We start from the raw sequence: 24,140 nt of genomic DNA, 5'->3' as shown, positions 1-24,140 counted from the left end.
GCAACCTCACAGTTTCTCGGGCAGAAGGTCAGATGGGATGTCCTGATAACAAACCGGTCGCAGAAAACGCCGGATCGATAATGTCCCGACGGATGTTGCACCAAAATTGGTCGAGGCAGGGTAAGGGCCGCCGTGGACCATGCTGTCGCAAACTTCGACCCCTGTGGGAAAGCTGTTGGCAAGCAGGCGCCCTGCCTTTCGCTCAAGCAGCGGCAGCAATGCCTGAGCTGCGGGTTTGTCGTCTTCATCGAGGTGCAGCGTGCATGTCAGCTGGCCTTCTATGGCCCTGGCGATTTGTTGCATCTGCTCAATGTCTTTCACGCGCACTATAATGCCTAAGGGTCCAAAGACCTCTTCCTGCAATTTGTGATCGGCGAGCCAGTCATCACCGGAAACGGTGAAAAGATATGGAGCAGAGACGCGCCCGTCGCATCCGGTGCCCATGACCTTCAAAACACCTGTTCCAGCGGCGACACGTGAAACTCCGTCCCGATACGCCGCCGCAATTCCATCGGTCAGCATGGTCTGGTCATCCACCGAAGACAGGCCGGCCTCGGCTGCGGACTGAAATGCATCGGCATCCGGACCGTCAATGATCACAGCGATAGCGGGATTGGTGCAGAACTGACCTGCGCCCATCGTCAGCGAAGTCGCCCAGCCCGCACCGATCTCAACTCCGCGCGCGGCTGCGGCTCGTGGCAGTATGAACATTGGGTTGACGGAACCCAGCTCTCCAAAAAACGGAATGGGCTCATCGCGTTGCGCGCACAGATCAAACAGGGCGCGCCCTCCACCCAGGCTGCCGGTAAAGCCCACCGCCCGGATCAGCGGATGTTGTACCAAACGGGTGCCAATATCGCGTTTGCCGCCCTGAACCAACGAAAACACTCCGGGATGAACACCGGTCGCCTTGATGGCGGCGTCGATTGCTTGGGCCACGATCTCGCCAGTACCAGGATGGGCCGAGTGACCTTTGACGACGACCGGGCACCCCGCAGCCAGCGCTGCGGCTGTGTCGCCGCCCGCGACAGAAAATGCCAAAGGAAAGTTAGACGCACCAAATACAGCAACAGGGCCCAGCGGCCGCTGGATCATCCGAAGGTCGGGGCGGGGTAGGGGTGCACGATCCGGCAGGGCAGTGTCGTGGCGGTGATCAAGGTAGTCTCCGGCCTCGATATGATCTGCGAACAGTCGCAACTGGCCCACGGTGCGACCACGTTCACCCTGCAAGCGTGCCTCGGGCAGTCCGGTTTCCTGTGTTCCGATTTCGGTGATCGCATCTCCTCGCGCATCAATTTCATCCGCGATTTTTCGCAGCAGCGCAGCGCGCTCGGCGCGCGTGGACCAACCAAAACTGGCAAAGGCATCCTCAGCGGCTTTCACGGCTCGGTCGACAAGCACGGGGGTTCCCAGGGCAAAGTCATGGCTGGGACCATGCGCGGGTTCCGACGCAAAGGTTGCTTCTGCGCCGACCCATTCGCCAGCGATCAGGTGTTTTCCAGTCAACATGTTAGTTCTCTCTTACAGCAGGCCGCGATGGGCGAGGTTTCGCATCAGGTGAGACGCCCCGAAGGTCCATTCGGGGCATTCCGTCGACAGGCGCACCGTGTTTGTCAGCGCCCCAAGTTGTGCGTTGGCAATGGTGACGACATCGCCAAGCTTATGAGTAAATCCACCACCGGGAGTATCGCGGTCCTGGGTTGGGGCGAATAGAGTTCCGAGAAATAGCATCAGCCCGTCAGGATATTGATGATGGCGTCCGATGGTCTGCTTCACAAGATCTACTGGATCACGGCTAATCTGGGACATCGATGAGCTACCGTCTAACACAAACCCATCTGGTCCTGTGACGGTAAGCGTTAGTTCGGCCTGACGTATATCGTCCAACGAAAATGTCTCGTCAAACAGCCTTATCATCGGCCCGATTGCGCAAGAGGCATTGTTATCTTTTGCCTTGCTCAGCAAAAGGGCTGAACGGCCTTCGACATCACGCAGGTTTACGTCATTCCCAAGTGTTGCCCCCTTAATTTCACCTTGCGAAGTCACGGTCAGAACAATTTCGGGCTCGGGGTTGTTCCAGGTTGAAATGGGGTGAAGCCCGATACTTGCACCAAACCCGACTGAGGACAAAACCTGTGCTTTGGAAAACACTTCGGCATCGGGGCCAATCCCGACTTCCAGGTATTGGCTCCAGAGATCTTCGGCGATCAGGGCCTCTTTGACCTCAGCGGCATCGCTCGATCCCGGTACGATGTTCGAGAGGCTGTCCCCGATCCGGTCCCCGATGCGCGCTCTGATCGCATCTGCCTTGGCAGGATCACCCGCAGCCTGTTCCTCGATCACGCGTTCGACCATAGACCCGGCAAATGTGACACCGCAGGCCTTTATGGCCTGCAAGTCACACGGGGCGAGCCATCGGTGGTCAGTGTCCAGCGGGCCGATATCTTGACCTTGAGCTTTTTGTACATAGTCCGCTGTATCGTCGCGTTCCATGATATCCCGGACGGTTGGTGCCGTTTTCGACGTGATATCTACAACTCGCCCATGGCGCAGTGTTACCACGCTGGGGCCGATCCCGGCGCGTTCAACACGCCCGAGCCACAGCCCGTTTGAATCCAGTGTGGGTATATTCATTTCAGTCCCTGAGGTTATAGGCCCGGGCGGCATTCCCACCCATTATTGCTTGGCGTTCTGCGTTGCTCAGTTGGCTTAGCAGCATATCGGTGGTTTCAAGCCAGCGCTGGTAACTGCAGGCCAAGGTGCAAACTGGCCAGTCACTGCCCCAGATCAGGCGCGACGGACCGAAGGTGTTCAGCAAATGATCTACGTACGGTCGCAGGTCTTTTATCGTCCAATCTGCGACAGCCTCGGTTACCAGGCCCGACAGTTTACACCAGGCGCTTGTTTCTCGGGCTAATGCTGCCATGTTCTCGGACCAATCACCCATGATCGCGTCTTTGATCAGTGGCTTCGATCCATGGTCGATGATCACGCGCATATCGGGCCGGAGTTCAAGAAATTGCCTGAGCGGGCCCAGGTGCTGGGGCAAGGTTAGGGCATCGAATGTCAGGTCATGTCGCTGAATTGCTTCGAAAGCCGGTGTCAGCGTGCCGCCCAGCATCCACAGAGGATCAGCGATGTCCTGTATCATCGGGCGAAGGCCGACCAGTGCTGGGTGTGTGGCCAAAGCGGCGATCTGTGCCGACGCATCAACGGCTTCAAAGTCAACCCAACCCACAACACCTTTTATGAACGCGTTCTGATCTGCCAGAGAGAGCATGTATTCGGTCTCGGCCAAAGTCGGTGCCGCTTGCACAAGGACTGTGCCATCAATCTCAGCAGCACAGAGCAGAGGCGCTATATCTTCTGGAGTAAAATCCCTGTAGATCGCGCCCAGTTCGGGCGTCAACCAACCATAGTCGCCGCGCGCCAGAACCCAGAAATGCTGATGCGCGTCGATCCTCATCCGATCACACCTTTTTTCAGAATGATGTTGCCATAGAGTCTGCGCTCGCCTGTCTGAACGATGGCAAAAGCGTTGGTGGCACGCTCGTAGAAAGCAAACCGTTCCAGCCCTTGGATCTTTGACGGAGTGTCTGCGGTCGCGTCGATGATGCGCTGAAAGTCCGCAACAGCGTCAGGAATTGCGTCCGGGTCTCCGACAACCTGCATGGTCAAAGCCGGATCAGGAACGAACGTGTCCAAGGGCATCACGGACAACACGGCCTGTAATATTTCGCTGGCCGAAGACCCATCCGCCCGGATGCATTCCGGCCCACTGCTAGACCCCGGGAAATTCGCATCTGCTATTACGATCTCATCCCCGTGGCCCATGGCCCTCAGGGTATAGAGAAGATCCGGCGAAAGTATCGGGTTGATGTTACGCAGCATCTGCAGCCTCACTCGGTATAGGTGCGTCCGGGCGGATCAGGCCTTCGGATTTCAGATCCGACCACAGACCCGGAGGAATGTCGCGCTCCATCAGCGCAACATTGGACTGCACCTCGGATGCGTTGACGGCTCCGGGTACCACTGTTTTCACACAAGGATGACCCAGAACAAATTGCAGCGCTGCAGCGATCAGCGGAGTTCCGTGGGCTGCGCAAACGATTTCGATCTTGCGGACCCTATCCAGAATGTCCTCGGGCGCGTCCGCGTAATTGTACTTGGCACCGGGCACTGCCCCAGTTGCGAGAATGCCCGAGTTGTATGGCCCGCCCAGGATGATCCCGACATCGCGCTGCTCGCAGAGCGGCAGGAAACTGTCGAGGGCTTCCTGTTCCAACAGCGTATACCGCCCTGCCAATAAGAACCCGTCAAAGTCACCTAGCCCAAGAAGCTTTTCGCAAACCTGCCATTCGTTTACGCCTGCGCCGATTGCGGCGATTTCGCCTGCATCGCGCAATTCCGTCAGCGCCTTGTATCCCCCGCCATCAAAAAGCTCGCGCACTTTGGCATCAGACAATTCCTGACTGCCTTGGCTGAAGACACAAACATCATGGACCAAAAGGATATCAGAATTGGCGACACCGATCCTGTCGCGGCTGGCCTCGTAAGACCGCATTACCCCGTCATAGGTATAGTCAAACACGATCCTCTTTTGGGGCACGTCGACGAAGGCTTCGGGTGTCACCTCATGCGGTTCGCAATCCAGCAGAAGGCGACCGATCTTGGTCGAAAGCTGTATGTTCTCGCGACCGAACCGGGCAATCGCTTCGCCAAACCGGTTTTCGGACCGGCCAAGTCCGTATTGCGGCGCAGTGTCGAAAAAGCGGATGCCAGCGTCATATGCCGCCTGTAACGCCGCTTGTGCGTCAACATCGGATACTTTGCGGTAAAGGTTTCCCAACGGCGCTCCGCCAAAACCCATCCGGGTCAGTGGAACAGGCCGCGCAGTACGATTGTTCAATGGCTCTGTCTGAGAAACGGTCATCCTGCCTCGCTATCCGGCTGTGGCGTGAGGTTGAACAAATGAGGCTTTTGCCGCTCCAGTTGCTCGATACGTGGCATCAACTGCCCAAGGTGAATGCGCATGGCGTCCTGCGCGGCTTGTTCATCGCGATTGCTGATCGCCTCGAAAATTGCCCGATGTTCGGCCAGTGTTTCGGCGATCCGGCCCGGTGTAGGCAACAGCAGCATACGGGCGCGGCTGACCTGCAGGGAAACGGTCTGTGCCACGTCCGCGAGGCGTCGGAAGCCGGTGAATTCCATCAGCAGAGCATGGAACTCTTCATCGGCCTGATAAAAGCCGGGGATGTCCTCATCCTCGATCAACAGTTCTTGCAGGCGCATATTGCGGCTTAACCGTTTGCGCTGATCGTCGGTCAGATCGCGTGCAACCTTGGCGACGGTTGCGAGCTCAAGTGCCTCGCGCAGGAAAACACCTTCGCGGATTTCGGCCATCGAAAAGTAGGACACGCGGGTTCCAGATTGCGGCACCACATCCACCAATCCTTCAGAGGCCAGTCGTGCAATCGCATCGGCAACAGGGGCGCGAGAAACACCCAGTCGCTCACACACAGGTGCCTTTCGCAGATTTGCGCCGGGTGGAAAGTCCAGCGACAGAATCGCCTGCTTCAGTGAGTGGTGGACCCGTTGAGTCAGCGACCCTTCGGTTGTCGTGATCTCAGGCAGCAAAGCGGCGTCTATGTCTTGTTGTTTGTTCATGCTTAGCAATTTAGCATTCTAACATGTTAGTTGACAAGTAACGATTTTGAGCTTAGCAACATTGGCCATGCAAGCGGGGAAGACATGCAAGCACATAGCGGCATAAGTGTATTGGAGGAGGCGGCGCGCGACGTCGTGAAGCTCAATCCACAAGACAATATCGTCATAGCTCTGCGGGACTTGGAGGCGGGTGAGCAGCCCGCTTCTGCTCCAGTGCCGCTAGTCTCTTCAGTCCCCCGCGGTCACAAGATTGCTGTGGCTCCAATTCAGGCTGGCGCGAACATTATCCGTTATGGCCAGATCATCGGGCAGGCCAAGTGCGACATCGCGCCGGGTGAACATATCCATGTGCACAATCTTGGTATGGGGGCGCACCAGCAGGACTATGCGCATGCAAGCGCGAACACGCCGCTGTCTGCTTTGAACGAAGGTCGAACGTTCGACGGTTACCATCGAGCCGACGGCAGAGTGGGCACACGCAATTACATCGGCATTTTGACCACAGTGAACTGCTCGGGCTCTGTTGCACGTTTCATTGCCGAAGCTTCTGAAAAGTCTGGGTTGCTGGACAGTTTTCCCAATGTCGACGGTGTTGTCCCAATCGTGCATGGGACTGGCTGTGGAATGTCCGGTAAGGATGAAGGCTATGCCACCTTGTTCCGGACGCTGGCCGGTTATGCGCAACATCCGAATTTCGGAGGTATCCTGCTGATCGGTCTGGGATGTGAGGTCATGCAAGTGGCCGATCTTGTCGGAGGGCGTCCAATCCGCGCTGACGGGGCGCTTCGCTATATGACCATTCAAAACGAGGGTGGGACGCGCCGCACTATCGAGCGAGGGCTGGAAGAGTTGCGCGGCATCGCGGAACTGGCCAATCAGGCCCAGCGGAAACCAGCACCGATTAGTGCCATCACGGTTGGCATGCAATGTGGGGGATCAGATGGATACTCGGGGATCACCGCGAATCCGGCATTGGGATATGCCTCGGATCTGCTGGTGCGCCACGGCGGCACGACGATCCTATCGGAGACCTCGGAAATCTACGGGGCGGAACACCTGCTGACCCGGCGCGCCGAGACGGTAGAGGTCGGCGAAAAGCTGATCGACCGTATCCATTGGTGGGAAGATTACACTTCCCGCAACGGCGGTGAGATGGACAACAATCCCAGCCCCGGCAACAAGCGCGGCGGGCTCACGACAATTCTCGAAAAATCGCTGGGCGCTGTCGCTAAAGGAGGCACCGCGCCGCTACGAGATGTCTACAAGTTCGGCGAGATGATCGACAAGCAAGGTTTTGTCTTCATGGACAGTCCCGGGTTTGATCCATGTTCGGTGACCGGACAAGTGGCCTCAGGCGCGAACCTGATCGTGTTCACCACCGGGCGAGGATCAGTGTCGGGGTACCAGCCGACGCCCTGTATCAAGCTGGCCACCAATTCCGAAATGTATGCACGCATGGCTGACGACATGGACCTGAATTGCGGCGACATCGTCACCGATGGAATCAGCATCGAGACTAAGGGCGAAGAACTGTTCGAGATGCTGATCCGCGTCGCCTCGGGCAACAAAACAAAAAGCGAGGAACTTGGCTTTGGGGGCGTTGAATTCGTTCCCTGGCAAATCGGCGCGGTGATGTAATCCGCGTTTGGCCCAAGGGAGAAGGGCACATGGGAGGAAGCATGACTAAACTGGTCGAAATGACGGGGATTAATAAATTCTTCCCCGGCGTGCACGCACTGAAATCCGTGCAGTTCGATCTGGAACCAGGCGAAGTTCACGCGCTTATGGGTGAAAACGGGGCCGGGAAAAGCACGCTGATGAAGATCCTGTCGGGTATCTATCAGCGCGATGGCGGGACCTTGATGATCGAAGGGCGCGAGGTTAGCCCGACAACTCCGCGTGAGGCACAGGATCTGGGCATTGGGATCATTCATCAGGAACTGAGCCTGATGAACGACCTGACCGTTGCTCAGAATATCTTTATCGGACGCGAACCTCGCAAAAGTTTTGGCCGTTTGGACGAGGCGGCACTGAATACGCAGACCGCCGAAATCTTTGCCTCGATGAACCTCAGCCTTGATCCCAAGGCGTTGGTGGGTAGCCTGACCATCGCAAAACAGCAAATGGTCGAGATCGCCAAGGCGCTGTCGTTCCGATCCAAAGTGCTGATCATGGACGAGCCCACGGCGGCCTTGAATGACGCCGAGATTGCGGAGCTGTTCGTGATCATCCGCCGCCTCAAGGCCGAGGGCGTGGGTATCGTTTATATCAGTCACAAGATGGATGAGCTGAAGCAGATTTCAGATCGCGTGACGGTCATGCGCGATGGGGAATATGTCGGAACGGTAGGGGCTGCCGAAACCCCGATCAGCCAGATCATCGCTATGATGGTTGGACGTCAGGTCAATGAAGAGCCGCTGGACGTACCTGATCTGGGCGACGCTGAGTTGTCTCTGCAGGTCACCGGACTGAACCGGGACAAAGAAATTCAAGACGTCACCTTTTCGGTCAAAAAGGGTGAAATTCTGGGCTTTGCCGGTCTGATGGGCGCAGGTCGTACCGAGGTCGCGCGCGCTATTTTCGGGGCCGACCCCAAGGATAGCGGCGAAATCCGGGTACATGGGCAGGTGGTGTCGATCAAATCACCAACTGACGCTGTCAAAGCGGGGATTGGATACCTGTCCGAGGACCGAAAGCATTTCGGTCTCGCCACTGGTATGAATGTACGCGACAACATCGCGCTTGCCTCGATGGACCTATTCACCGGCGCAGGCGGGGTTCTGCACGATAGTGAAATCAGCGACACCGCCAAAAGCTATATTAAGCAGTTGGGCATTAGAACGCCATCTGACGTTCAGGAGGTTCGACTGCTGTCGGGGGGTAATCAGCAGAAGGTGGTCATCGCCAAATGGCTGCTCCGCGACTGCGATATCCTGATTTTTGACGAACCCACGCGGGGTATCGACGTCGGCGCTAAATCCGAGATTTACAAACTGCTGGAAGACCTGGCGGGGCAAGGCAAGACGATCATCGTGATCTCATCGGAACTACCCGAAATCATGCGCCTCAGCCATCGCATCGCCGTGATGTGCGAAGGCCGACTGACCGGCATTCTACCCGGCGGAAAAGACACCACTCAAGAAGACATTATGCATCTGGCCACGCAGCGCGCGGCGGCGATGCAGGTAACAGGGACAGTCCAATGACCACAGCTACGGATATCGACAAGAAGAAACCCCTCGCGGGTCTGTCGGAAAGTGGTGCCTACCAAAAACTGCTGGCGTTCGCGAGTTTGATCGCCCTGCTGATCGGCTTCTCGATCGCGTCGCCGAATTTCATGCAGACCTCGAACATGATCGCGATTTTGCAGGCGACCTCGGTCAACGGGGTGCTGGCGGTGGCTGCGACGCTGATCATCATCACCGGCGGGATCGACCTATCGCTGGGCACATTGATGACCTTCTGTGCGGTGATCGCGGGCGTTGTTCTGACCTATCTGGGGATGCCCTTGCTGTTGGGTGTCGCAGCGGCCATCGCGGCGGGGGCGCTTTGCGGTCTGTGCTCGGGTACGTTTGTGGCCAAGATGAAGATCCCGCCCTTCATTGCGACTTTGGGCATGATGCTAATCCTCAAGGGTATGTCGCTGGTAATCTCGGGCACAAGGCCGATCTATTTCAATGACACGCCGGGCTTTGACCAAATTTCGCGCGGGTCACTGATCGGCGAGGTTTTTCCGTCTCTGCCCATCCCCAATGGTGTGCTGATCCTGTTCCTTGTGGCTATCGCAGCCTCATACATTCTGGGGCGCACGGTTCTGGGCCGGTACACCTTTGCGCTTGGTTCCAATGAGGAAGCAGTGCGTCTGTCCGGCGTAAACACCGACATGTGGAAGATGCGCATTTACGCGCTAGCCGGCGCGATCTGCGGCATCGCCGGCATCTTGATCGCCTCGCGTCTGAATTCCGCGCAACCGGCATTGGGACTTGGATACGAACTGGAGGCGATCGCCGCCGTGGTGATCGGAGGGACTTCTCTGTCCGGCGGGCGCGGGACGATTCTGGGTACGCTCATTGGTGCCTTGATTATGGCCGTGCTGACCAACGGTTTGCGCGTGCTGTCCGTCGCGCAGGAATGGCAGACCGTTGTGACCGGAGCAATCATCATCCTGGCAGTCTATGCCGATATGGCACGGCGCAAGAAATCGGGATGACCAAGCAACTAAATCAATAATCAAAACGACCAACTGGAGGAGAAAAACATGTTTTCACGTCGTTTCATTCTGGGGGCGCTGAGTGCAGTCACCCTGGCAGGACCCGCCTCGATGGCGGCAGCCGAAGAAGTTTACATCCCATTGGTTTCGAAAGGTTTCCAGCACCAGTTTTGGCAGGCGGTAAAGTCGGGTGCGGAACAGGCGGCTGACGAATTTGATGTCACAATCACCTTCGAAGGCCCAGACAATGAGACCATGGTTGACCGCCAGATCGACATGCTGGCTGCCGCTTTGGCCAACAACCCCAAAGCCATTGGTTTTGCCGCTTTGGATAGCCAAGCCGCAATCCCGCTTTTGAAGCAGGCCAACGAAAAGGGCATTCCGATCATCGCTTTCGACAGCGGCGTTGACAGTGACATTCCGCTTTCAACCGCGACAACGGATAACCTGGCGGCAGCCGGGCTCGCAGCCGACAAGATGGCAGAGAAAATTGGTGGCAAAGGCAAAGTCGCTGTTGTCGCGCATGATCAGACCAGCCGCACCGGTATTGATCGCCGCGATGGCTTCGTCAATCGCATGGCCGAGAAGTACCCGGATATCGAAGTTGTCACGGTTCAGTATGGCCAGGGTGACCACCTGAAATCGACCGAAGTCACCAAGGCGATCCTGACGGCGAACCCCGATCTGAATGGCATCTTCGGCACCAACGAAGGCTCTGCTATCGGCGTGGTAAATGGTGTTCAGGAACTGGGCACCGAAGGTCTGGTCATCATCGGCTATGACAGCGGCAAGGCCCAGAAAGACGCAATCAAGAGCGGTTTAATGGCGGGCGCTATCACGCAAAACCCTGTGGGCATCGGCTATGAGACGGTGAAGGCAGCGGTTGCGGCTCTGAACGGGGAAGAGGTTCCAGGCCTGATCGACACGGGCTTCTACTATTACGACGCCTCGAACATTGATGACCCGAAGATCGCAGCCGTTTTGTACGACTAAGAAATTTTAGTTGATTGAGCGGTCCGGCCTGCCTTTTGGGTGGGCCGGATGCTTTGATCTGAAGTCTGCCAGGCGAATGGATGCGAAGGCGTGCTGGGTAGGTACATTCGGTTTATCCCTCGGATGGAGGGGGTGTTTTGAACATGTGGCTTCTGGAAACAGATCGTTTGTCGAGCAGGTATGTTCAGCGGTGCACTTGGTAGAGAACTCGGGCAATACCGTTCGCATACTGGGAATTCATCCTTATGTATTCGAGTTCCGTTGCATCTCTTCGAGTAGCACCTGTTCCGCTTCCGACAGAGAGACCGCCTGATTTGTGATCAGAAAAACAGTTGCGCTTGGCTCGTTCTCATAGGGCGGAAGGTGGAACAGGTCGCCTCTTGCTGCGTAAGGGTCAGCTAAATGAACTGGAAGGAAGCCAATACCCAATCCGCATTCGATCATGCGTCTGACTTCGTTCACATGACTGGATTGCCCCTTCAACGGTTAGGCTTGAGCCATTCCGGATTTCGACCGATGCGTTCGAGTAAGAAATCCATGAAAACGCGCACTTTGGCCGAGAGCACATTTGTCTGTGGATAGATTAGCCAAAGCGCAGTATTTGCGAAACAGGTGTAGTCTGGAAGTACACGAACGAGGCTTCCGGAAGAAAGCTCACTATGGACGCTCCACAAAGAATGTGGTGCGATACCTGCTCCTGAGAGTGTCGCGACCTTGTGGCTATGTCCGTCATCAATGATAAGTTTGCAGCCTCCGGCATTTGGATCGAACTCGGAAAATGTGCCATCATCTCTGACCATGCGTTGCGGCGCATCGTTTCCGAATGCAACGAGGTGGTGGTGCTGAAGATCTTCAGGCGTATCTGGATAGCCATGTTTTTGCAGGTAGTCCGGCGAAGCACAGAGAACGCGGGTGTCGTCTGCAAGTTTGCGACCACGTAGCGTAGAGTCTTCCAGGACGGCATTGCGAATTGCCAGGTCAAAACTTCCTTCGATCAGATCAAATTGCTTATCCGACAAACGCATATCCAGGCGAAGCTTGGGTTGCTTCTCCATGAAGTCCGGCAAGATGGGCGCGATATAGAGCTGCGCGAATGTACTGGGAGCGGTGAAGCGCAGGGTGCCTGATACCTCTGCGCGACCTTGTCCAAGGGCCGCCCTGGCTGCGTCTTCGCGCGCAATGATATCTCTGGCGTAGGGCAGAAACTCCAACCCTTCGGTCGACAGGGCGACTTTCCGAGTGGAGCGGTGGAGGAGGTCAGCGCCGATGCTTTTCTCCAGTTTTGTCATCCACGCGCTGGCCACCGAGGGTGCAAGACCAAGCTCGCGGCCGGCTGCACTGATATTCAGCTTGTCGGCGGCAAGAACAAAAAGTCGAAGGGTGTCCGTTTCCATTTTATATCCAAAACCAGAATTCTGCTTTCAAATTAGCCTTAGTTTTTTCTGGTTTTGCAATAGGGCATATCTCCATCGAACGACACGAACCTCAAGGAGGCACCCCATGGCCTATTATTCTGTACTGGCAGTCACACCGTCCAGCGAGGACTGGATTCCCGACTATCTACCAACGGCGAACAAGTTGGTTGCCAAGCACGGTGGCAGGTATCTGGCACGCACGGCATCACACGAGCAGGTAGAAGGCAGCGAGCAAGCTGCCGCGTTACGCATCATTCTAGAATGGCCGTCTAAGGAAGCTGCCATGAGCTTTATGAATGACCCGGAATACAGGCCTCATCTCGACGCTCGCACCAAGGGCTCGGAAAGCTATCATTTTGTGATCGAAGGTAAGGACGACCTGGCCTGATGTGTTGCACAGGCCCTAATTTTCGAGGAAGCTAAAGATGATCCCAAAGGCGACCGTCAACTACCACGTTCACGCACCTACGCGCCAAGCTTACCACATTGATGCCGGAGGTGTTGTTGGAGAGCTGATCTCGCCCGAACAGGTTGTGACCGAAGTTGAATTGAGTGATGTCCGTGCTGGTGCCAGTGTGAACTTCGCAGGTGATAGTGTTGGGTTTTTCAACTCTCGCTCTGAAGTGAGCATCTTTGGCAAAGACCGCGCTTGGCAGCCGGCTTATGATCAGGAGTTGACAGATCTTCTGACCCGCGAGATTGGCGCGAAAGAAGTCATTGTTTTCGACCATACCGTCCGTGTGGATGATCCCAATGCCATCCGGAAACCAGCGCGTAATGTCCACAGTGACTATAGCCCCGAAGGTGCGCAGCAACGATTGACCGACATTCTCGGCGTAGAAAAAGCCAGGGAATGGTCAGATGGTCATTATGGTTTCATCAATGTCTGGCGCCCGATCGAAAACCCGATCAACTCAGCCCCCTTGGGCTTTGTACGGCCTTCAAGTGTGTCGGAGGAAGACTGGCTTTTGCTTGATCTGATCTATCCGGATCGGCGTGGGCAGATCATGGGGCTTGTAGCGAATCCGGACCACGAATGGATTTATCAATCACGTATGACGCCCGACGAATTAGCTGTGTTCAATATCTATGACAATCGGGGCAAGCCCTCGATTGCCCATTCTGCGCTCGACATGGTGGAGGATCCAAAGATCACCACCCCGCGTAAAAGCATCGAAAGCCGCGCCTTGGTGCATTACGGGGGGAAATAATGACAGACCTTCAAACCACGTTTGTCGCAGACGAACCTGCCACGTTCCCGAAGTTGAATCGTGCCTACAACACTGTATTCCAGCCGGGTGCATTGAGCGTTGGGTTGGTTGTCCCGCTGGACGCGCACCACGCCAACCCTGTGCCCGATATGACGCGGCATCTCGAGCGGGCGAAGCTGGCTGATGAGCTTGGCTTTGCCGCGCTGTGGCTGCGGGACGTGCCGTTCAATGTACCGAGTTTTGGGGATGCGGGGCAGACGTTTGACCCGTTTGTATATCTTGGTCATTTGTCGGGTCTGACCCGTGACATTGCTCTTGGAGTTGCCAGTATTATCCTGCCCCTGCGCCATCCTGCCCATGTGGCTAAGGCTGCGGCATCTGTCGACCAACTGTCTGGTGGGCGACTTTTGCTGGGTGTTGCCTCTGGTGATCGACTGGAAGAATACCCCGCCTTGGGCATGAACTTCCCCAACAGGGGTGTACGGTTCCGCCAAAGCCTTGCCTATATCCGTGCATTGGGCACTGACTATCCGAGTTATAACGGCGATCATGGTTCCCTGAATGGTTCGATGGATATGTTGCCCAAACCAACAGGCGCACGGATGCCCATCCTCATCACAGGTGGTTCACAACAATCCCCTGATTGGGTCGCTGCACATGGTGACGGCTGGATGACCTATCCGCGCGATATCGCATCACAGGCGCAGATTGTCCGGGATTATCGCGCGCGCGGTGCGGAGGCAGGCGCGCAGGCCAAGCCGGTAATGCAGTCGCTCTACGTTGATCTTGTCTCAGATGACAAGGCAGAGCCACGGCCCATACATCTGGGGTTCCGTTCTGGGGTTGCCTTCCTAAAATCCTATCTGTGCGAGTTGCGTGAGCACGGGATCAACCACGTCGCCCTGAACCTGCGGTTTAATCAGGCAGATATTGAAAACACGATGAAGCGCCTCGCCGACGAGGTACTTCCGGAATTTCCAACTCAAGGAAACATGCAATGAGCAAAACCATTCTCATCACCGGATCAACCGATGGCATCGGCTTGCTGACGGCAAAGACCCTTGCCGCCAGAGGTCACCGGGTCATTCTTCATGGTCGCAATTCCAGCAAACTGGAGGCTGCTGCCAAAGACGTCGGAGGTGACGTCGCTGCCTACGAAGCAGACTTGGCGTCTCTTGAAGCAACTCGGGAGTTGGCCAAGGCCATTGCGGCCAATCACAATAGGATCGACGTTTTGGTCAACAATGCAGGCGTTTACAAAACACCCAATCCGATCCTGCCAAACAGGCAGGACGTTCGCTTTGTCGTCAACACCTTGGCACCGCATGTCCTGACCACTGCGTTGCTTCCTCTTCTTCCAAGCGATGCTCGCGTCATCAACCTGTCTTCCGCCGCGCAAGCTCCTGTCGATGTCGCGGCCCTATCAGGCGAAAGACATCTGGATGACATGGGGGCATACGCACAGAGCAAACGCGCAATTGCTCTTTGGTCTGCTGAGATGGCAGCGGCGCACCCAACAGGCCCCAAATTCATCGCAGTCAATCCCGGTTCACTGCTGGCGTCCAAGATGGTGAAAGAGGGTTTCGGGGTCACAGGGAATGATATGCAAATCGGTGCTGATATCCTGTGCCGCCTCGCCTTGGATGATGATTTTGCCACTGCCTCAGGCCGCTATTGGGACAATGACGCCGGTACCTTTGGCTCCATCGACTTGGGGCAGGCCAAGGAAGTGGTGAAGGCGATTAGTGCCTTAACCATCTAAGTGCCCACTTGGTTGATGAACCAGCCCAACGACTGTCGGCTGACAGTGTATCGCTGAAGATTCGAATTCGTGGCCAGCTGCGGCCAATTCTGTGGTACTAATCCGGTCACATGATCTGGCCGCAGTTGGAACTGACCCAAGACAGGGCCTTGGCAGATAAATGTGAGCCAATTCGTTGCACTAACTCGGCATGATAGCTGTTGAGCCAAGACCGTTCGGCATCGCTCAGTTTGTCGAGCAGCAGCATGTCGGTCTGGATTGGTATCCACGTGAGGTTCGAGAATTCCATGAAACCATCTTCTGCTTGGACAATCTCGAACAAGTTCTCGATGCGAATGCCAAATCGGTCTGTCTCATAGTATCCCGGCTCAATCGACAGGATCATGCCCGGAGCCAGATCGACGGGGTTGTGAGGTTTTCCTATACGTTGAGGGTGTTCGTGAACCGATAGCCTATGGCCGATCCCGTGACCTGTACCGTGGTCATAGTCCAACCCCAGATCCCACAGCGGTCGCCGACAGATTGCATCAATATGGTGGCCCTGAGTACCGGCAGGGAATCGCAGGGTCGCTATTGCATGAAATGCTTTGAAGACGGCTGTATAAGCACGGTCGTAACCCTCGGGCCTGTGTGTCCAAAATGCGAAACTGCGCGTTGCATCCGTGGTTCCCGTCTCATATTGCCCACCTGAATCCAGCAGATATGTGCCGTCCGACGAGATCGGCACCTGATTGTCCGGGCCTGTCGCGTAGTGGCACATGGCGGCGTTTCCCGCGGCTGCAGAAATCGTGTTGAAGCTTTCGTAGATAAAACCCGGCTGCTGGCGACGGAAGGACAGTATCTTGTGCTCTGCCTCCCGCTCAGTCACCGGATGACCGAACGTGGCGCGTGCCGGAACCTCGTGTGCCAGCCACGCGCAGAACTCGGTCCAGGCGACCCCGTCTGCTATATGACAAGCTCTTAGGCCTTCGACTTCTATTTGGTTCTTTCTGGCCTTCGTCAGCGTTATGAGGCCGCGTTGAGGCTGCTCTTTTGCACCTATCTCTCGTAACACAGACCGCACAGCTTCAGGCGAAAAGTCGGGATCGAACAGAACTCCCTGACCAGCTTGCGCCTTATCAGTGAGCGTCGGGAGGAGTGCTTCCATGGGTAGCAGGCGAACGTGTTTAGGCAAATGGTCGGTAATGTCCGCGCTCACCTTACGATCAGCCACAAACCAATACACCTGCCCGGATACATCCACCAACAGGAAGGAAAGTGGTATCGGATTGAAGGCCACATCGGACCCCCGCACATTGAGCAGCCAGGCAATATTGTCGGGCTGGGTTTCAACCAGCAGCGCCGCGCCTTGAGCCCGCATTTCAGAGACCAGTTCTGAAATTTTATCTGCTGCACTCTTGCCCGCGAATTGTAATGGAAATGGCTCAATCTTTCCCATCGGAGGGGCTGGTTGATCAGGCCAGACGACATCGACCGGGTTGGTTTTTGTAGCAACCAATTCGGCACAGGTATCTGTTAGCGCAGAGAAAAACCGATCATACCAAACTGGTGGCAAATGCATTGCGTCATAGCCAATTTTCCAGTCTGAACCTGCAGCCGATGCCAACCAGTTTTCTGGCGGTTCATTGTGCAGATGATGATGGGAAAAGATCGGATCAGCGCATTGGTTTGCGGCTTGCACCACATAGCGACCATCAACAAAAATTGCGACGGTATCCGGTGTCACAATCGCCATCCCCGCCGATCCGGTGAAGCCCGTGACATGCGCCAGACGCTCATCATGTGGAGCGACATACTCTGCCTGATGTGCATCATATCTGGGCAGAATAAATGCATCCAACCCCTGTTTGGCCAATTCATCACGCAATGCTGAGACAGTGGTTCTATGGTCGGGTGCATCAAGCATGGGCATTTATCTCTTCGACATGATGACAGGCAACTTCGCCGCAACCTTCAAAGGGCAGCAGCGCAGGTACCGATTGTTTGCAGACGTCCGTGGCGTGGTGGCACCGGACATGGAATGGGCAGCCTGAAGGCATGTTCAGGGGCGAAGGCAACTCTCCCTCCAGCCGGGCCACTTTGCCTCGATCATCGGGATTCAGGGTGGGTGCCGCAGAAAGAAGCGCCTGACTGTAAGGGTGGGCCGGCGCTGAGAACAGGGTCTCGCTGTCCCCGATCTCGACGATCCGGCCCAAATAGATCACGGCAACCCGATTAGAGACATGGCGAACCAGCCTCAAATCGTGGGCAACGAACAGGATCGTCAGATCCAGTTCTTGCTGCAACTCCAGCAGCAAGTTCACAACCTGTGCCTGCACCGAAACATCCAGCGCAGAAACCAGTTCATCCGCAATCAGGACTTCGGGCTCAACTGCCAGCGCGCGTGCGATTGCGATGCGCTGACGCTGACCGCCGGAAAATTCATGCGGAAGCTTGTGCTGTGCATCCTGAGGAAGGCGCACAAGATCCAGAAGCTCGACTACCCGGGCCGGAATCTCGGCCTCGGGGCGCATGTTATGAACGCTTAGTGCTTCGGCCAGTATCTGGCCTGTTGTCATGCGTGGGTTGAGCGAAGAATACGGATCCTGAAACATCATCTGGACGCGTCGGTTATAAGTGCGGTCAGAGCGATTATCGTCTCCAAAAATATCCTGACTTTCGAACTCGATCGTTCCCTCGCTGGGCGCATGCAAACGTACGATGCAACGTGCCAGCGTGGACTTCCCACAGCCGGATTCGCCGACAACCCCCAAAGCCTCGCCCTTGATCAAATCCAGGCTAATCCCGTTCAACGCTTTGACCACACGCCCCGGTTGGCCGGTGGCATAGTCCATCAGACTGCGCCCCAGAGGGAAACGCAGATGCAGGTCACGTATTCGTAAAACAGCACTCATGCAGCATTTCCTTTGGCGTCGATCACCGGGTTGAAGCAGGCCACATGCCGCGTGTCAGTAACGCGCGACAGATCAGGCCGGCCCTGCACACAAGCCTCAACGCAGGCAGAGCAGCGAGGTGCGAAAGCGCATCCCGAGGGCAATGTGTCCAGACTGGGGGGAACGCCCTGGATCGAATAAAGCGGTGTTCGAGGCGGCAAGTTTTCAGGCACCGACCGCATCAGACCAACGGTGTAAGGATGGCGGGGTTCGCGCAGCACATTACGTACTGGCCCTTGTTCAACAATACGCCCGGCATACATGACCGATACGTTGTCACAGGTCTGGGCCACCACGCCCAGATCATGGGTGACCAGAACAACCCCCATTTCCATTTCTTCAGCCAAACGCAGGATCAGGTCGAGGATTTGCGCCTGAATGGTCACGTCCAGAGCGGTAGTCGGTTCGTCCGCCAGCAGAAGTTTAGGATTTGCGGCGAGTGCAATGGCAATCATCACTCGTTGCCGCATCCCACCGGAAAATTGATGAGGATAGTCTTTCAGCCGTTGTGCCGCCGAGGGGATACCAACCAAATCCAGCATCTCGATTGCCCGGTCTCGCCGCGCCGCACGAGACAGATTGGTATGTGCAAGCAAGTTCTCTTCTATTTGCAGGCCAATGGTCAGCAGCGGATTAAGCGAGGTCATGGGCTCTTGAAAAATCATCGCGATCTCACGCCCCTGGATGAGGCGCAATTCACGATCCGGCATTGGCACCAGATCTCGCCCCTGCCAGCGCACTTGCCCCGAGACGTCCCCATAGCGACGCGCAAGTCCCATGATCGATCGTAAGGTGACGCTTTTGCCTGACCCACTTTCACCAACCAGTCCAAGTACTTCGCCCCGCGCGACAGAGAAGCTGACCTCCCGTACTGCAGGCAGCGCCTGTCCGTTGCGATAGAAGGTTGTGTTCAGTGCTTCTATTTCGAGGATCGGTGTCTTGTTGTTCATGCCCATCCCTTATCCCCGCGGCCTAAGCAGATCAGCGAGCCCATCACCCAGCAAGGAAAAGCCAAGACCTGTCAGTACGATGGCGATGCCGGGCATCAAACTCAGCCACCATGCGGTTGAGATGAAATTGCGCCCTTCGGCAATCAATACGCCCCATTCCGCCTGAGGAGGTTGCGCGCCCAAGCCCAGATAGCCCAGCGATGACCCGAGCAGGATTGCCAGTGCCATATCGGTCATCCAATAAACGATGACCGGGGTAATCGCATTGGGCAGCAAATGGCGAAAGATGATGCGTCGGTCGGAATATCCCATGACGATCCCGGCAGCTGCATAATCATTGCCCATCTGTGCAATCACCTCGGCCCGCATCAGGCGGGCATAGTAGACCCAGCCGACAACAGTGATGGCGATGTACATATTTATCAGACCGGGGCCCAGTACGGCGACAACGGCGATTACCAACACCAGAAAGGGGAAGGTAATCACCGCATCGACAACCCGGCCAAAGATGAGATCGGCAATGCCGCGATAGTAGCCGACCAGCGCCCCAATCACGACGCCGATCAGCAGGGCAAATACGGTGGCAAACACGGCCATCTGCATATTCACCTGATAGGCCCAGATCACGCGTGACAGGCTGTCTCGCCCCAACAGGTCTGTGCCAAAGGGATGTGCCCATGATGGAGGTTGCCGCACTGCCAGGTAGTCGATCGCGTTTGGATCATAGGGTGCAAATGCTCCGGGAAAAACAGCGAGCAGGATCGAAAACCCGATGATCATCAGGCCGGCCACAAAGCCTGGCTTGCGCAAGGCCTGACGCCATTTGGACGGGTTTTGGGCCACGGGATTGTAGGTTGCATCGCTCATTGCAGGCGCATCCTTGGATCAAGGCGGCTTTGGAAAAGATCCGTCAGAAGGAATACCAGCGAAACGAGGACTGCGAATGTCAATGTCAGCCCCTGAATCAACGGATAATCGCGGGCAAAGATAGCCTCGAGCATCAGTCGACCCATGCCCGGCACAGCAAAAACGGTTTCAGTCACCAGCGTACCGCTCATCAGATTGCCAATAGACAGGCCTAGCAAGGTAACTGTCGAGATGAGTGCGTTTCGCAGAACATGTCGCCCGAGGATCAGACGCGCAGGTAGTCCCTTGGCGCGTGCGAACTGTACGTATTCCGCATCCAAAACTTCGATAATTGCGCTGCGCAGGTTCCGCATGATGATGGCTGAAGTGTAGAGCGCGACTGTGATCGAGGGCAGAAACAGATGGTACAGACGCTCTCCGAACGTGTCGCCATATCCGCCAACCGGAAACAGGCGCAGTTGCGCTGCGAGAAAGGTCAGCAAGACCAGACCGATATAGAAAACTGGCATCGAGAGTCCGATTTGGAACACGGTGCGAATGACCGCGTCCGGCCAGCGCCCTCGATTGAGCGCGGCAACAAATGCCAGCGGTCCTGCGATCAGCAGGGACAATACGACCGAATAGAGGGTCAGAAACACTGTGATCGGCAATCGATCCGCGATCACGTCAATCACATCCGTTCGCATGAGAATTGATCGGCCGAGATCGCCGTGTAGCGTGTTGCTCAGAAACAGCCAAAACTGCACCAGCATCGGCTCGGTCAGACCCAGCCTTTCCCGAATGGCCGCGATATCTGCGTCCGAAGCCCGGTCACCGGCCATCGCGATGGCAGGGTCGCCAGGCAGAAGGCGCACGAGCAAAAAGATGATGACCATGACCAGAAAGAAGGTCGGAATCATCAGCAAAAGCCGTTTCAAAATGTAAGTCAGGCTGGACAAGTCTACGCTCCGCAAAGGGCCCCGCCGCATCCGGCGGCGAGGCAAGAGGTCAGCTCTTAACGGCTGATTGTAGCTTCATCGAAGATGTTATTGCCCAGAGGCGTCTGAACATAGCCCTCGACTGCATTTCCAAGCGCGACTGCAAAGGGTGTTTCATACATGAACAGCAACGGGGCAGCCTCGGCATAAAGCTCCTGCATCCTTGCAAACTTGGCCTCACGCGCGGCCGGGTCCATCTCATTTGCTGCTTCTTCGAACAAAGTGTTGAACTCGGCGTTCTCCCAGCCTGTGCCTACGGCCTTAGCGGTGGGGGTATAGCCCAGCCATCCGACAACCTGACTTGGATCGTTCACGTCATTGACCCAGCCATATGTGTGGATGTCGAATTCACCAGAACGGTTCTTGGCCCCGCGGGTTGCTCCGTCCACCTGTTCGACGACCAGATCAATACCCAAAGGCGCCCACATCTGTTGCAGCGCGGCAAAGATCGTCGCATCATCCGCCGAACCGGCCAACGTGGTCAGGGTGACTTGTGTCCCGGGTTCAACGCCAGCTTCGCTGATCAGCGTCTTGGCCTTGTCCATGTCGTAGGTGTAGAGCGGACTCAGATCTGCTGCATACTGTGTCGCTTTCGCCATCAGGGGCGAACTCATGGGCTGGCCGGCACCATGTAGAACGACGCCAATCAGAGCGTCCTTATTGGTCCCGTAGTTCAGAGCCTGCCGAACGCGGGCATCGGCAAGCGGATTGGGCGATCCGTCTGCACGTGTTTCGCGCGTGTTGATCGGCGAGTAGATTATGCGGGTCGAAGGATAAAGCTGCATGCTGATATTCGGATCAGCTTCCAATTCGGCCACACGGCTAAAGGGGATAAATTCGGCAGCGTCGACCTCGCCCGCCTGCAGGCGCAGGATGCGTGTCGCATCATCCGGTACAATTTCGAAATGCACACCTTCGAGATATGGCAGCGGTTTGCCGTCCGACCCCATGCGCCAGTAGTGTTCGTTGGCACAGAAATCCATAGAGGCGCCCTGTTCGAAGCCGCACAGATAGAAGGGGCCGGAACCCACTCCGGCGGCCGCCGCCGCAAAGATCGCTGCTGATTTGTCCTGATCTGTTTCGCCGGATGCGGCTTCAAACGCGGCTTTGGAAACAATCGCGGTGTTGAAAGTGGCCAACATCGAGAGGATCGTAGGATCAGGATCATTCAGTGCAATGGTGATGGTGTTTCCATCCGCTGTTACACCACTGATAGATCCCAGCAATCCCGCCCATGGGCTGAGGTCAGGGTTACGCGCGCGATCCAATGAGAAGACAACATCCTCCCCGGTCACGGGTGAACCATCTGCGAATTTGATACCTTCGCGCAGGGTAAGCGTGACACTCTTTCCGTCATCAGAGACCGAATGGCTTTCCGCCAGTCCCGGTTCTACTGAGTTTCCATCCGGGCTGCCGCGCAGCAGTGTGTCGAACAGACTGCCCACCATCCAAATGTCCGGATTGCGATCCGCATAGATCGGATCGATCAGGCGCGATCCATCGTATCGTGCAAAATTGAGCGTACCGCCCCGTTCCTGCGCAAACACTGGCATCGCCAGTGTTGCGGCAACGGTCACTCCCAATACCGTTCTCAGCTTCATCATCTTCTCCTCCCGCAAAGTCTTTGCTTTGTGAGGAGGGACAATAAGCGATTCTTAGTATAACTAAAGTTTTTTTTAGTAATAAGATAAAAAATCTTACTGTCCATCAGATTTGAGGCGGCTGAGAAGCAGAACTTGGAGGGGTCAGCCTGCCTCAGCCATTGGTGATGTGGTCACCCAAAGCTCAACCGCTTCGACCTCGCCAAGCACAACGGAATAATGGCGTACCGAGGTGTCATGGTGAATCACATCTCCTGGCGACAGGATGAACACCTTATCCCCAAGGTGGTATTCCAACTGCCCAGAAAGCAGGTAACAGAACGCCTCGCCGCCATGACACATCTTTTCTGACACATGTCCCGGAGGGCGATGCACGATCTGCGGGTGGAACAATGCACCGGCAAATCCAGGGCCCAGCTTTTCGTAGAACCGGCCTCGGGTACCAAGAGAATATGTCTGCCTGGCATCTTTGGCGACATATTCCGAAAACACTTCGGGTACACTCAGCAATTGCTCGATGCTGGTTTGCAGGGCTGCGGCTATAGCCATCAGAGACGTCAGCGAAGGTGAGCTTAGTCCGCGTTCCACTTGCGAAAGAAAACCGGTCGTCAGATCTGTTGCCTTGGCAACTTGATCAAGGGTCTGCCCCATGGCCTTACGTCGCCGCCGGATTGCCGCACCCAGTTCGGTGGGCTGCCCTTTGGCTTTGGTCTTGGTATGTGCGGTCGGAGCTTGCATCCGATCTCTCCTGCTTCTTATCCGGCTTGAACCATTCAATAGGAGATTTGCATGAAGATCAAAATTAATTTTAGCCAGAGTAAAAATACGTACGTAACAATCGGTCTTTGGTATTCTCGTGCAAGGCAAGGGTCAGAGTGATTGAGTTCAGTGTTTTGGAGGCCGCTCATAGTGCGTTCTTCGCTTTTGCTGCACATGGCACGGTGATCTTCAGGCAGGTCCATTTGTCCTGAGCCCAGGTCCTGACATTCAGATGTTAAGGGTGCTGCCGGTTTTGATTGCATCCATGGCGACATATGTCCTGAATTTCTTGATATTCTCGTTCGCGAAGAACATGCGCCGCGTGAAATCTTCATACGCCGACATGCACTGTACGACCACAACGAGCATGAAATCGATTTCCCCGGTCACATAGAAACACTGCTGCACCTCTGGGGCATCGCGGAATGCGAGCTTCGCGGCATCTATCTCAGTAGGTGTCTCGCTAACCAATTCCACTTCGACAAAGATCGTGAGCGCTAAATCCACCAATGCGGGGTCGACAACGGCAGTATTGGTTCGGATCACACCTTTTGCTTCCATACGCCTGATACGTCGCTGCACTGATGGAGCAGACAGATTTACAGCATTGCCAATCTTCTGCTGTGGCGTGCGGTTGTCTTTTTGCAGGATGCGGAGGATTGCCCTGTCAAAGTCGTCCAGTTGTATCATGTGAAATATTATTGCGTCAGCTAGTGCAATTTCCAGCGGATTTTTCCCTAGAGATGAAATAAAAACCCTCATCTTCTTAGGAGATGTCGAGTTCATCGAATTGGA

General features: G+C 55.8%; 24 protein-coding genes. 8 read left to right on the top strand and 16 right to left on the bottom strand.

The genetic code is table 11. The annotated features are described in order from the left end of the window. Window positions 1-6: 6 nt before the first annotated feature. From GOX61_RS13575 to GOX61_RS13550, 6 genes are read right to left on the bottom strand one after another with little or no spacing between them, the layout of a single operon-like run. Window positions 7-1,509, bottom strand: a complete 1,503-nt coding sequence (locus GOX61_RS13575; RefSeq protein WP_170334489.1) for an aldehyde dehydrogenase (NADP(+)) — start codon at window positions 1,507-1,509, stop codon at window positions 7-9. Between the two features lie 12 nt (window positions 1,510-1,521). After that, a complete protein-coding gene (locus GOX61_RS13570) occupies window positions 1,522-2,634 on the bottom strand; it encodes a fumarylacetoacetate hydrolase family protein (protein ID WP_170334487.1) in 1,113 nt (370 codons plus the stop codon). 1 nt (window position 2,635) lies between these two features. Then, window positions 2,636-3,466, bottom strand: coding sequence for an amidohydrolase family protein (locus GOX61_RS13565; protein WP_170334486.1), 831 nt, complete (start codon window positions 3,464-3,466; stop codon window positions 2,636-2,638). Continuing rightward, complete coding sequence (locus GOX61_RS13560; protein WP_170334484.1) at window positions 3,463-3,891, bottom strand: RbsD/FucU family protein; 429 nt, start codon at window positions 3,889-3,891, stop codon at window positions 3,463-3,465. Before GOX61_RS13560 ends, GOX61_RS13565 begins: the two co-directional genes overlap by 4 nt. Continuing rightward, a complete protein-coding gene (locus tag GOX61_RS13555) occupies window positions 3,881-4,933 on the bottom strand; it encodes an aldo/keto reductase (RefSeq protein WP_170334482.1) in 1,053 nt (350 codons plus the stop codon). The genes GOX61_RS13560 and GOX61_RS13555 overlap by 11 nt, the downstream gene beginning before the upstream one ends. Next, entirely contained in the window at window positions 4,930-5,667 is a 738-nt protein-coding gene (locus GOX61_RS13550) for a GntR family transcriptional regulator (protein ID WP_209016337.1), read from the bottom strand. Before GOX61_RS13550 ends, GOX61_RS13555 begins: the two co-directional genes overlap by 4 nt. Before the next feature lie 84 nt (window positions 5,668-5,751). Here GOX61_RS13550 and GOX61_RS13545 point away from each other — a divergent pair, with 84 nt between their 5' ends. From GOX61_RS13545 to GOX61_RS13530, 4 genes are read left to right on the top strand one after another with little or no spacing between them, the layout of a single operon-like run. Beyond that, a complete protein-coding gene (locus tag GOX61_RS13545) occupies window positions 5,752-7,305 on the top strand; it encodes a UxaA family hydrolase (RefSeq protein WP_170334480.1) in 1,554 nt (517 codons plus the stop codon). A 41-nt stretch (window positions 7,306-7,346) separates the two neighbouring features. Next, window positions 7,347-8,873, top strand: a complete 1,527-nt coding sequence (locus tag GOX61_RS13540) for a sugar ABC transporter ATP-binding protein (RefSeq protein WP_170334478.1) — start codon at window positions 7,347-7,349, stop codon at window positions 8,871-8,873. Next, window positions 8,870-9,877, top strand: a complete 1,008-nt coding sequence (locus GOX61_RS13535; RefSeq protein ID WP_170334476.1) for an ABC transporter permease — start codon at window positions 8,870-8,872, stop codon at window positions 9,875-9,877. The genes GOX61_RS13540 and GOX61_RS13535 overlap by 4 nt, the downstream gene beginning before the upstream one ends. A gap of 48 nt (window positions 9,878-9,925) precedes the next feature. Beyond that, a complete protein-coding gene (locus GOX61_RS13530) occupies window positions 9,926-10,870 on the top strand; it encodes an ABC transporter substrate-binding protein (RefSeq protein WP_170334475.1) in 945 nt (314 codons plus the stop codon). 243 nt (window positions 10,871-11,113) lie between these two features. Here GOX61_RS13530 and GOX61_RS22615 read toward each other — a convergent pair whose 3' ends face one another. Then, a complete protein-coding gene (locus GOX61_RS22615; protein WP_170334473.1) occupies window positions 11,114-11,332 on the bottom strand; it encodes a LysR substrate-binding domain-containing protein in 219 nt (72 codons plus the stop codon). Window positions 11,333-11,349: 17 nt separating this feature from the next. Next, window positions 11,350-12,264 carry a LysR family transcriptional regulator gene (locus GOX61_RS13520; RefSeq protein WP_170334471.1) on the bottom strand — a complete coding sequence of 305 codons (915 nt, stop codon included), beginning with the start codon at window positions 12,262-12,264 and terminating at the stop codon, window positions 11,350-11,352. A gap of 106 nt (window positions 12,265-12,370) precedes the next feature. Here GOX61_RS13520 and GOX61_RS13515 point away from each other — a divergent pair, with 106 nt between their 5' ends. The 4 genes from GOX61_RS13515 to GOX61_RS13500 are packed head-to-tail and all read left to right on the top strand — an operon-like array spanning window position 12,371 to window position 15,258. After that, the gene (locus GOX61_RS13515; protein WP_170334469.1) at window positions 12,371-12,673 is read left to right on the top strand and encodes a DUF1330 domain-containing protein; all 303 of its coding nucleotides are present in this window, start codon (window positions 12,371-12,373) and stop codon (window positions 12,671-12,673) included. A 37-nt stretch (window positions 12,674-12,710) separates the two neighbouring features. Further along, the gene (locus GOX61_RS13510) at window positions 12,711-13,496 is read left to right on the top strand and encodes a CmcJ/NvfI family oxidoreductase (RefSeq protein ID WP_170334467.1); all 786 of its coding nucleotides are present in this window, start codon (window positions 12,711-12,713) and stop codon (window positions 13,494-13,496) included. Continuing rightward, window positions 13,496-14,497 (top strand): LLM class oxidoreductase, encoded by a 1,002-nt coding sequence (locus GOX61_RS13505; RefSeq protein ID WP_170334465.1) that lies wholly within the window; start codon window positions 13,496-13,498, stop codon window positions 14,495-14,497. Before GOX61_RS13510 ends, GOX61_RS13505 begins: the two co-directional genes overlap by 1 nt. Continuing rightward, complete coding sequence (locus GOX61_RS13500) at window positions 14,494-15,258, top strand: SDR family NAD(P)-dependent oxidoreductase (protein WP_170334462.1); 765 nt, start codon at window positions 14,494-14,496, stop codon at window positions 15,256-15,258. Before GOX61_RS13505 ends, GOX61_RS13500 begins: the two co-directional genes overlap by 4 nt. Before the next feature lie 106 nt (window positions 15,259-15,364). Here GOX61_RS13500 and GOX61_RS13495 read toward each other — a convergent pair whose 3' ends face one another. The 8 genes from GOX61_RS13495 to GOX61_RS13460 form a co-directional block, all read right to left on the bottom strand. Then, entirely contained in the window at window positions 15,365-17,164 is a 1,800-nt protein-coding gene (locus GOX61_RS13495) for an aminopeptidase P family protein (protein ID WP_254436865.1), read from the bottom strand. After that, on the bottom strand, window positions 17,157-18,152 hold the full coding sequence (locus tag GOX61_RS13490; protein WP_170334458.1) for an ABC transporter ATP-binding protein: 996 nt from the start codon (window positions 18,150-18,152) through the stop codon (window positions 17,157-17,159). Before GOX61_RS13490 ends, GOX61_RS13495 begins: the two co-directional genes overlap by 8 nt. Next, complete coding sequence (locus tag GOX61_RS13485; protein ID WP_170334456.1) at window positions 18,149-19,141, bottom strand: ABC transporter ATP-binding protein; 993 nt, start codon at window positions 19,139-19,141, stop codon at window positions 18,149-18,151. The genes GOX61_RS13490 and GOX61_RS13485 overlap by 4 nt, the downstream gene beginning before the upstream one ends. A gap of 9 nt (window positions 19,142-19,150) precedes the next feature. After that, window positions 19,151-20,008: an ABC transporter permease gene (locus tag GOX61_RS13480; RefSeq protein ID WP_170334454.1), complete on the bottom strand. Its 858-nt coding sequence runs from the start codon at window positions 20,006-20,008 to the stop codon at window positions 19,151-19,153. Beyond that, a complete protein-coding gene (locus GOX61_RS13475) occupies window positions 20,005-20,946 on the bottom strand; it encodes an ABC transporter permease (protein ID WP_170334453.1) in 942 nt (313 codons plus the stop codon). The genes GOX61_RS13480 and GOX61_RS13475 overlap by 4 nt, the downstream gene beginning before the upstream one ends. 56 nt (window positions 20,947-21,002) lie before the next feature. Then, entirely contained in the window at window positions 21,003-22,586 is a 1,584-nt protein-coding gene (locus tag GOX61_RS13470) for an ABC transporter substrate-binding protein (RefSeq protein WP_254436864.1), read from the bottom strand. Between the two features lie 144 nt (window positions 22,587-22,730). Next, entirely contained in the window at window positions 22,731-23,324 is a 594-nt protein-coding gene (locus tag GOX61_RS13465) for a helix-turn-helix domain-containing protein (protein ID WP_170334449.1), read from the bottom strand. Window positions 23,325-23,573: 249 nt separating this feature from the next. Further along, window positions 23,574-24,131, bottom strand: a complete 558-nt coding sequence (locus GOX61_RS13460) for an Lrp/AsnC family transcriptional regulator (RefSeq protein ID WP_217353860.1) — start codon at window positions 24,129-24,131, stop codon at window positions 23,574-23,576. Window positions 24,132-24,140 lie beyond the last annotated feature (9 nt).

The organism is Ruegeria arenilitoris (assembly GCF_013030265.1).
Taxonomy (GTDB): domain Bacteria; phylum Pseudomonadota; class Alphaproteobacteria; order Rhodobacterales; family Rhodobacteraceae; genus Ruegeria; species Ruegeria arenilitoris_E.
This window is presented reverse-complemented; position numbering and strand designations above follow the sequence as displayed.

Coding starts and splice junctions, on each gene's coding strand:
- GOX61_RS13470 (WP_254436864.1), bottom strand. CDS start 22,586: ATGAAGCTGAGAACGGTATTGGGAGTGACCGTTGCCGCAACACTGGCG.
- GOX61_RS13535 (WP_170334476.1), top strand. CDS start 8,870: ATGACCACAGCTACGGATATCGACAAGAAGAAACCCCTCGCGGGTCTG.
- GOX61_RS13500 (WP_170334462.1), top strand. CDS start 14,494: ATGAGCAAAACCATTCTCATCACCGGATCAACCGATGGCATCGGCTTG.
- GOX61_RS13530 (WP_170334475.1), top strand. CDS start 9,926: ATGTTTTCACGTCGTTTCATTCTGGGGGCGCTGAGTGCAGTCACCCTG.
- GOX61_RS13460 (WP_217353860.1), bottom strand. CDS start 24,131: ATGAACTCGACATCTCCTAAGAAGATGAGGGTTTTTATTTCATCTCTA.
- GOX61_RS13465 (WP_170334449.1), bottom strand. CDS start 23,324: ATGCAAGCTCCGACCGCACATACCAAGACCAAAGCCAAAGGGCAGCCC.
- GOX61_RS13495 (WP_254436865.1), bottom strand. CDS start 17,164: ATGCTTGATGCACCCGACCATAGAACCACTGTCTCAGCATTGCGTGAT.
- GOX61_RS13545 (WP_170334480.1), top strand. CDS start 5,752: ATGCAAGCACATAGCGGCATAAGTGTATTGGAGGAGGCGGCGCGCGAC.
- GOX61_RS13560 (WP_170334484.1), bottom strand. CDS start 3,891: ATGCTGCGTAACATCAACCCGATACTTTCGCCGGATCTTCTCTATACC.
- GOX61_RS13510 (WP_170334467.1), top strand. CDS start 12,711: ATGATCCCAAAGGCGACCGTCAACTACCACGTTCACGCACCTACGCGC.
- GOX61_RS13480 (WP_170334454.1), bottom strand. CDS start 20,008: ATGAGCGATGCAACCTACAATCCCGTGGCCCAAAACCCGTCCAAATGG.
- GOX61_RS13540 (WP_170334478.1), top strand. CDS start 7,347: ATGACTAAACTGGTCGAAATGACGGGGATTAATAAATTCTTCCCCGGC.
- GOX61_RS13505 (WP_170334465.1), top strand. CDS start 13,496: ATGACAGACCTTCAAACCACGTTTGTCGCAGACGAACCTGCCACGTTC.
- GOX61_RS13550 (WP_209016337.1), bottom strand. CDS start 5,667: ATGAACAAACAACAAGACATAGACGCCGCTTTGCTGCCTGAGATCACG.
- GOX61_RS13565 (WP_170334486.1), bottom strand. CDS start 3,466: ATGAGGATCGACGCGCATCAGCATTTCTGGGTTCTGGCGCGCGGCGAC.
- GOX61_RS13520 (WP_170334471.1), bottom strand. CDS start 12,264: ATGGAAACGGACACCCTTCGACTTTTTGTTCTTGCCGCCGACAAGCTG.
- GOX61_RS13570 (WP_170334487.1), bottom strand. CDS start 2,634: ATGAATATACCCACACTGGATTCAAACGGGCTGTGGCTCGGGCGTGTT.
- GOX61_RS13555 (WP_170334482.1), bottom strand. CDS start 4,933: ATGACCGTTTCTCAGACAGAGCCATTGAACAATCGTACTGCGCGGCCT.
- GOX61_RS13515 (WP_170334469.1), top strand. CDS start 12,371: ATGGCCTATTATTCTGTACTGGCAGTCACACCGTCCAGCGAGGACTGG.
- GOX61_RS13490 (WP_170334458.1), bottom strand. CDS start 18,152: ATGAGTGCTGTTTTACGAATACGTGACCTGCATCTGCGTTTCCCTCTG.
- GOX61_RS13575 (WP_170334489.1), bottom strand. CDS start 1,509: ATGTTGACTGGAAAACACCTGATCGCTGGCGAATGGGTCGGCGCAGAA.
- GOX61_RS13485 (WP_170334456.1), bottom strand. CDS start 19,141: ATGAACAACAAGACACCGATCCTCGAAATAGAAGCACTGAACACAACC.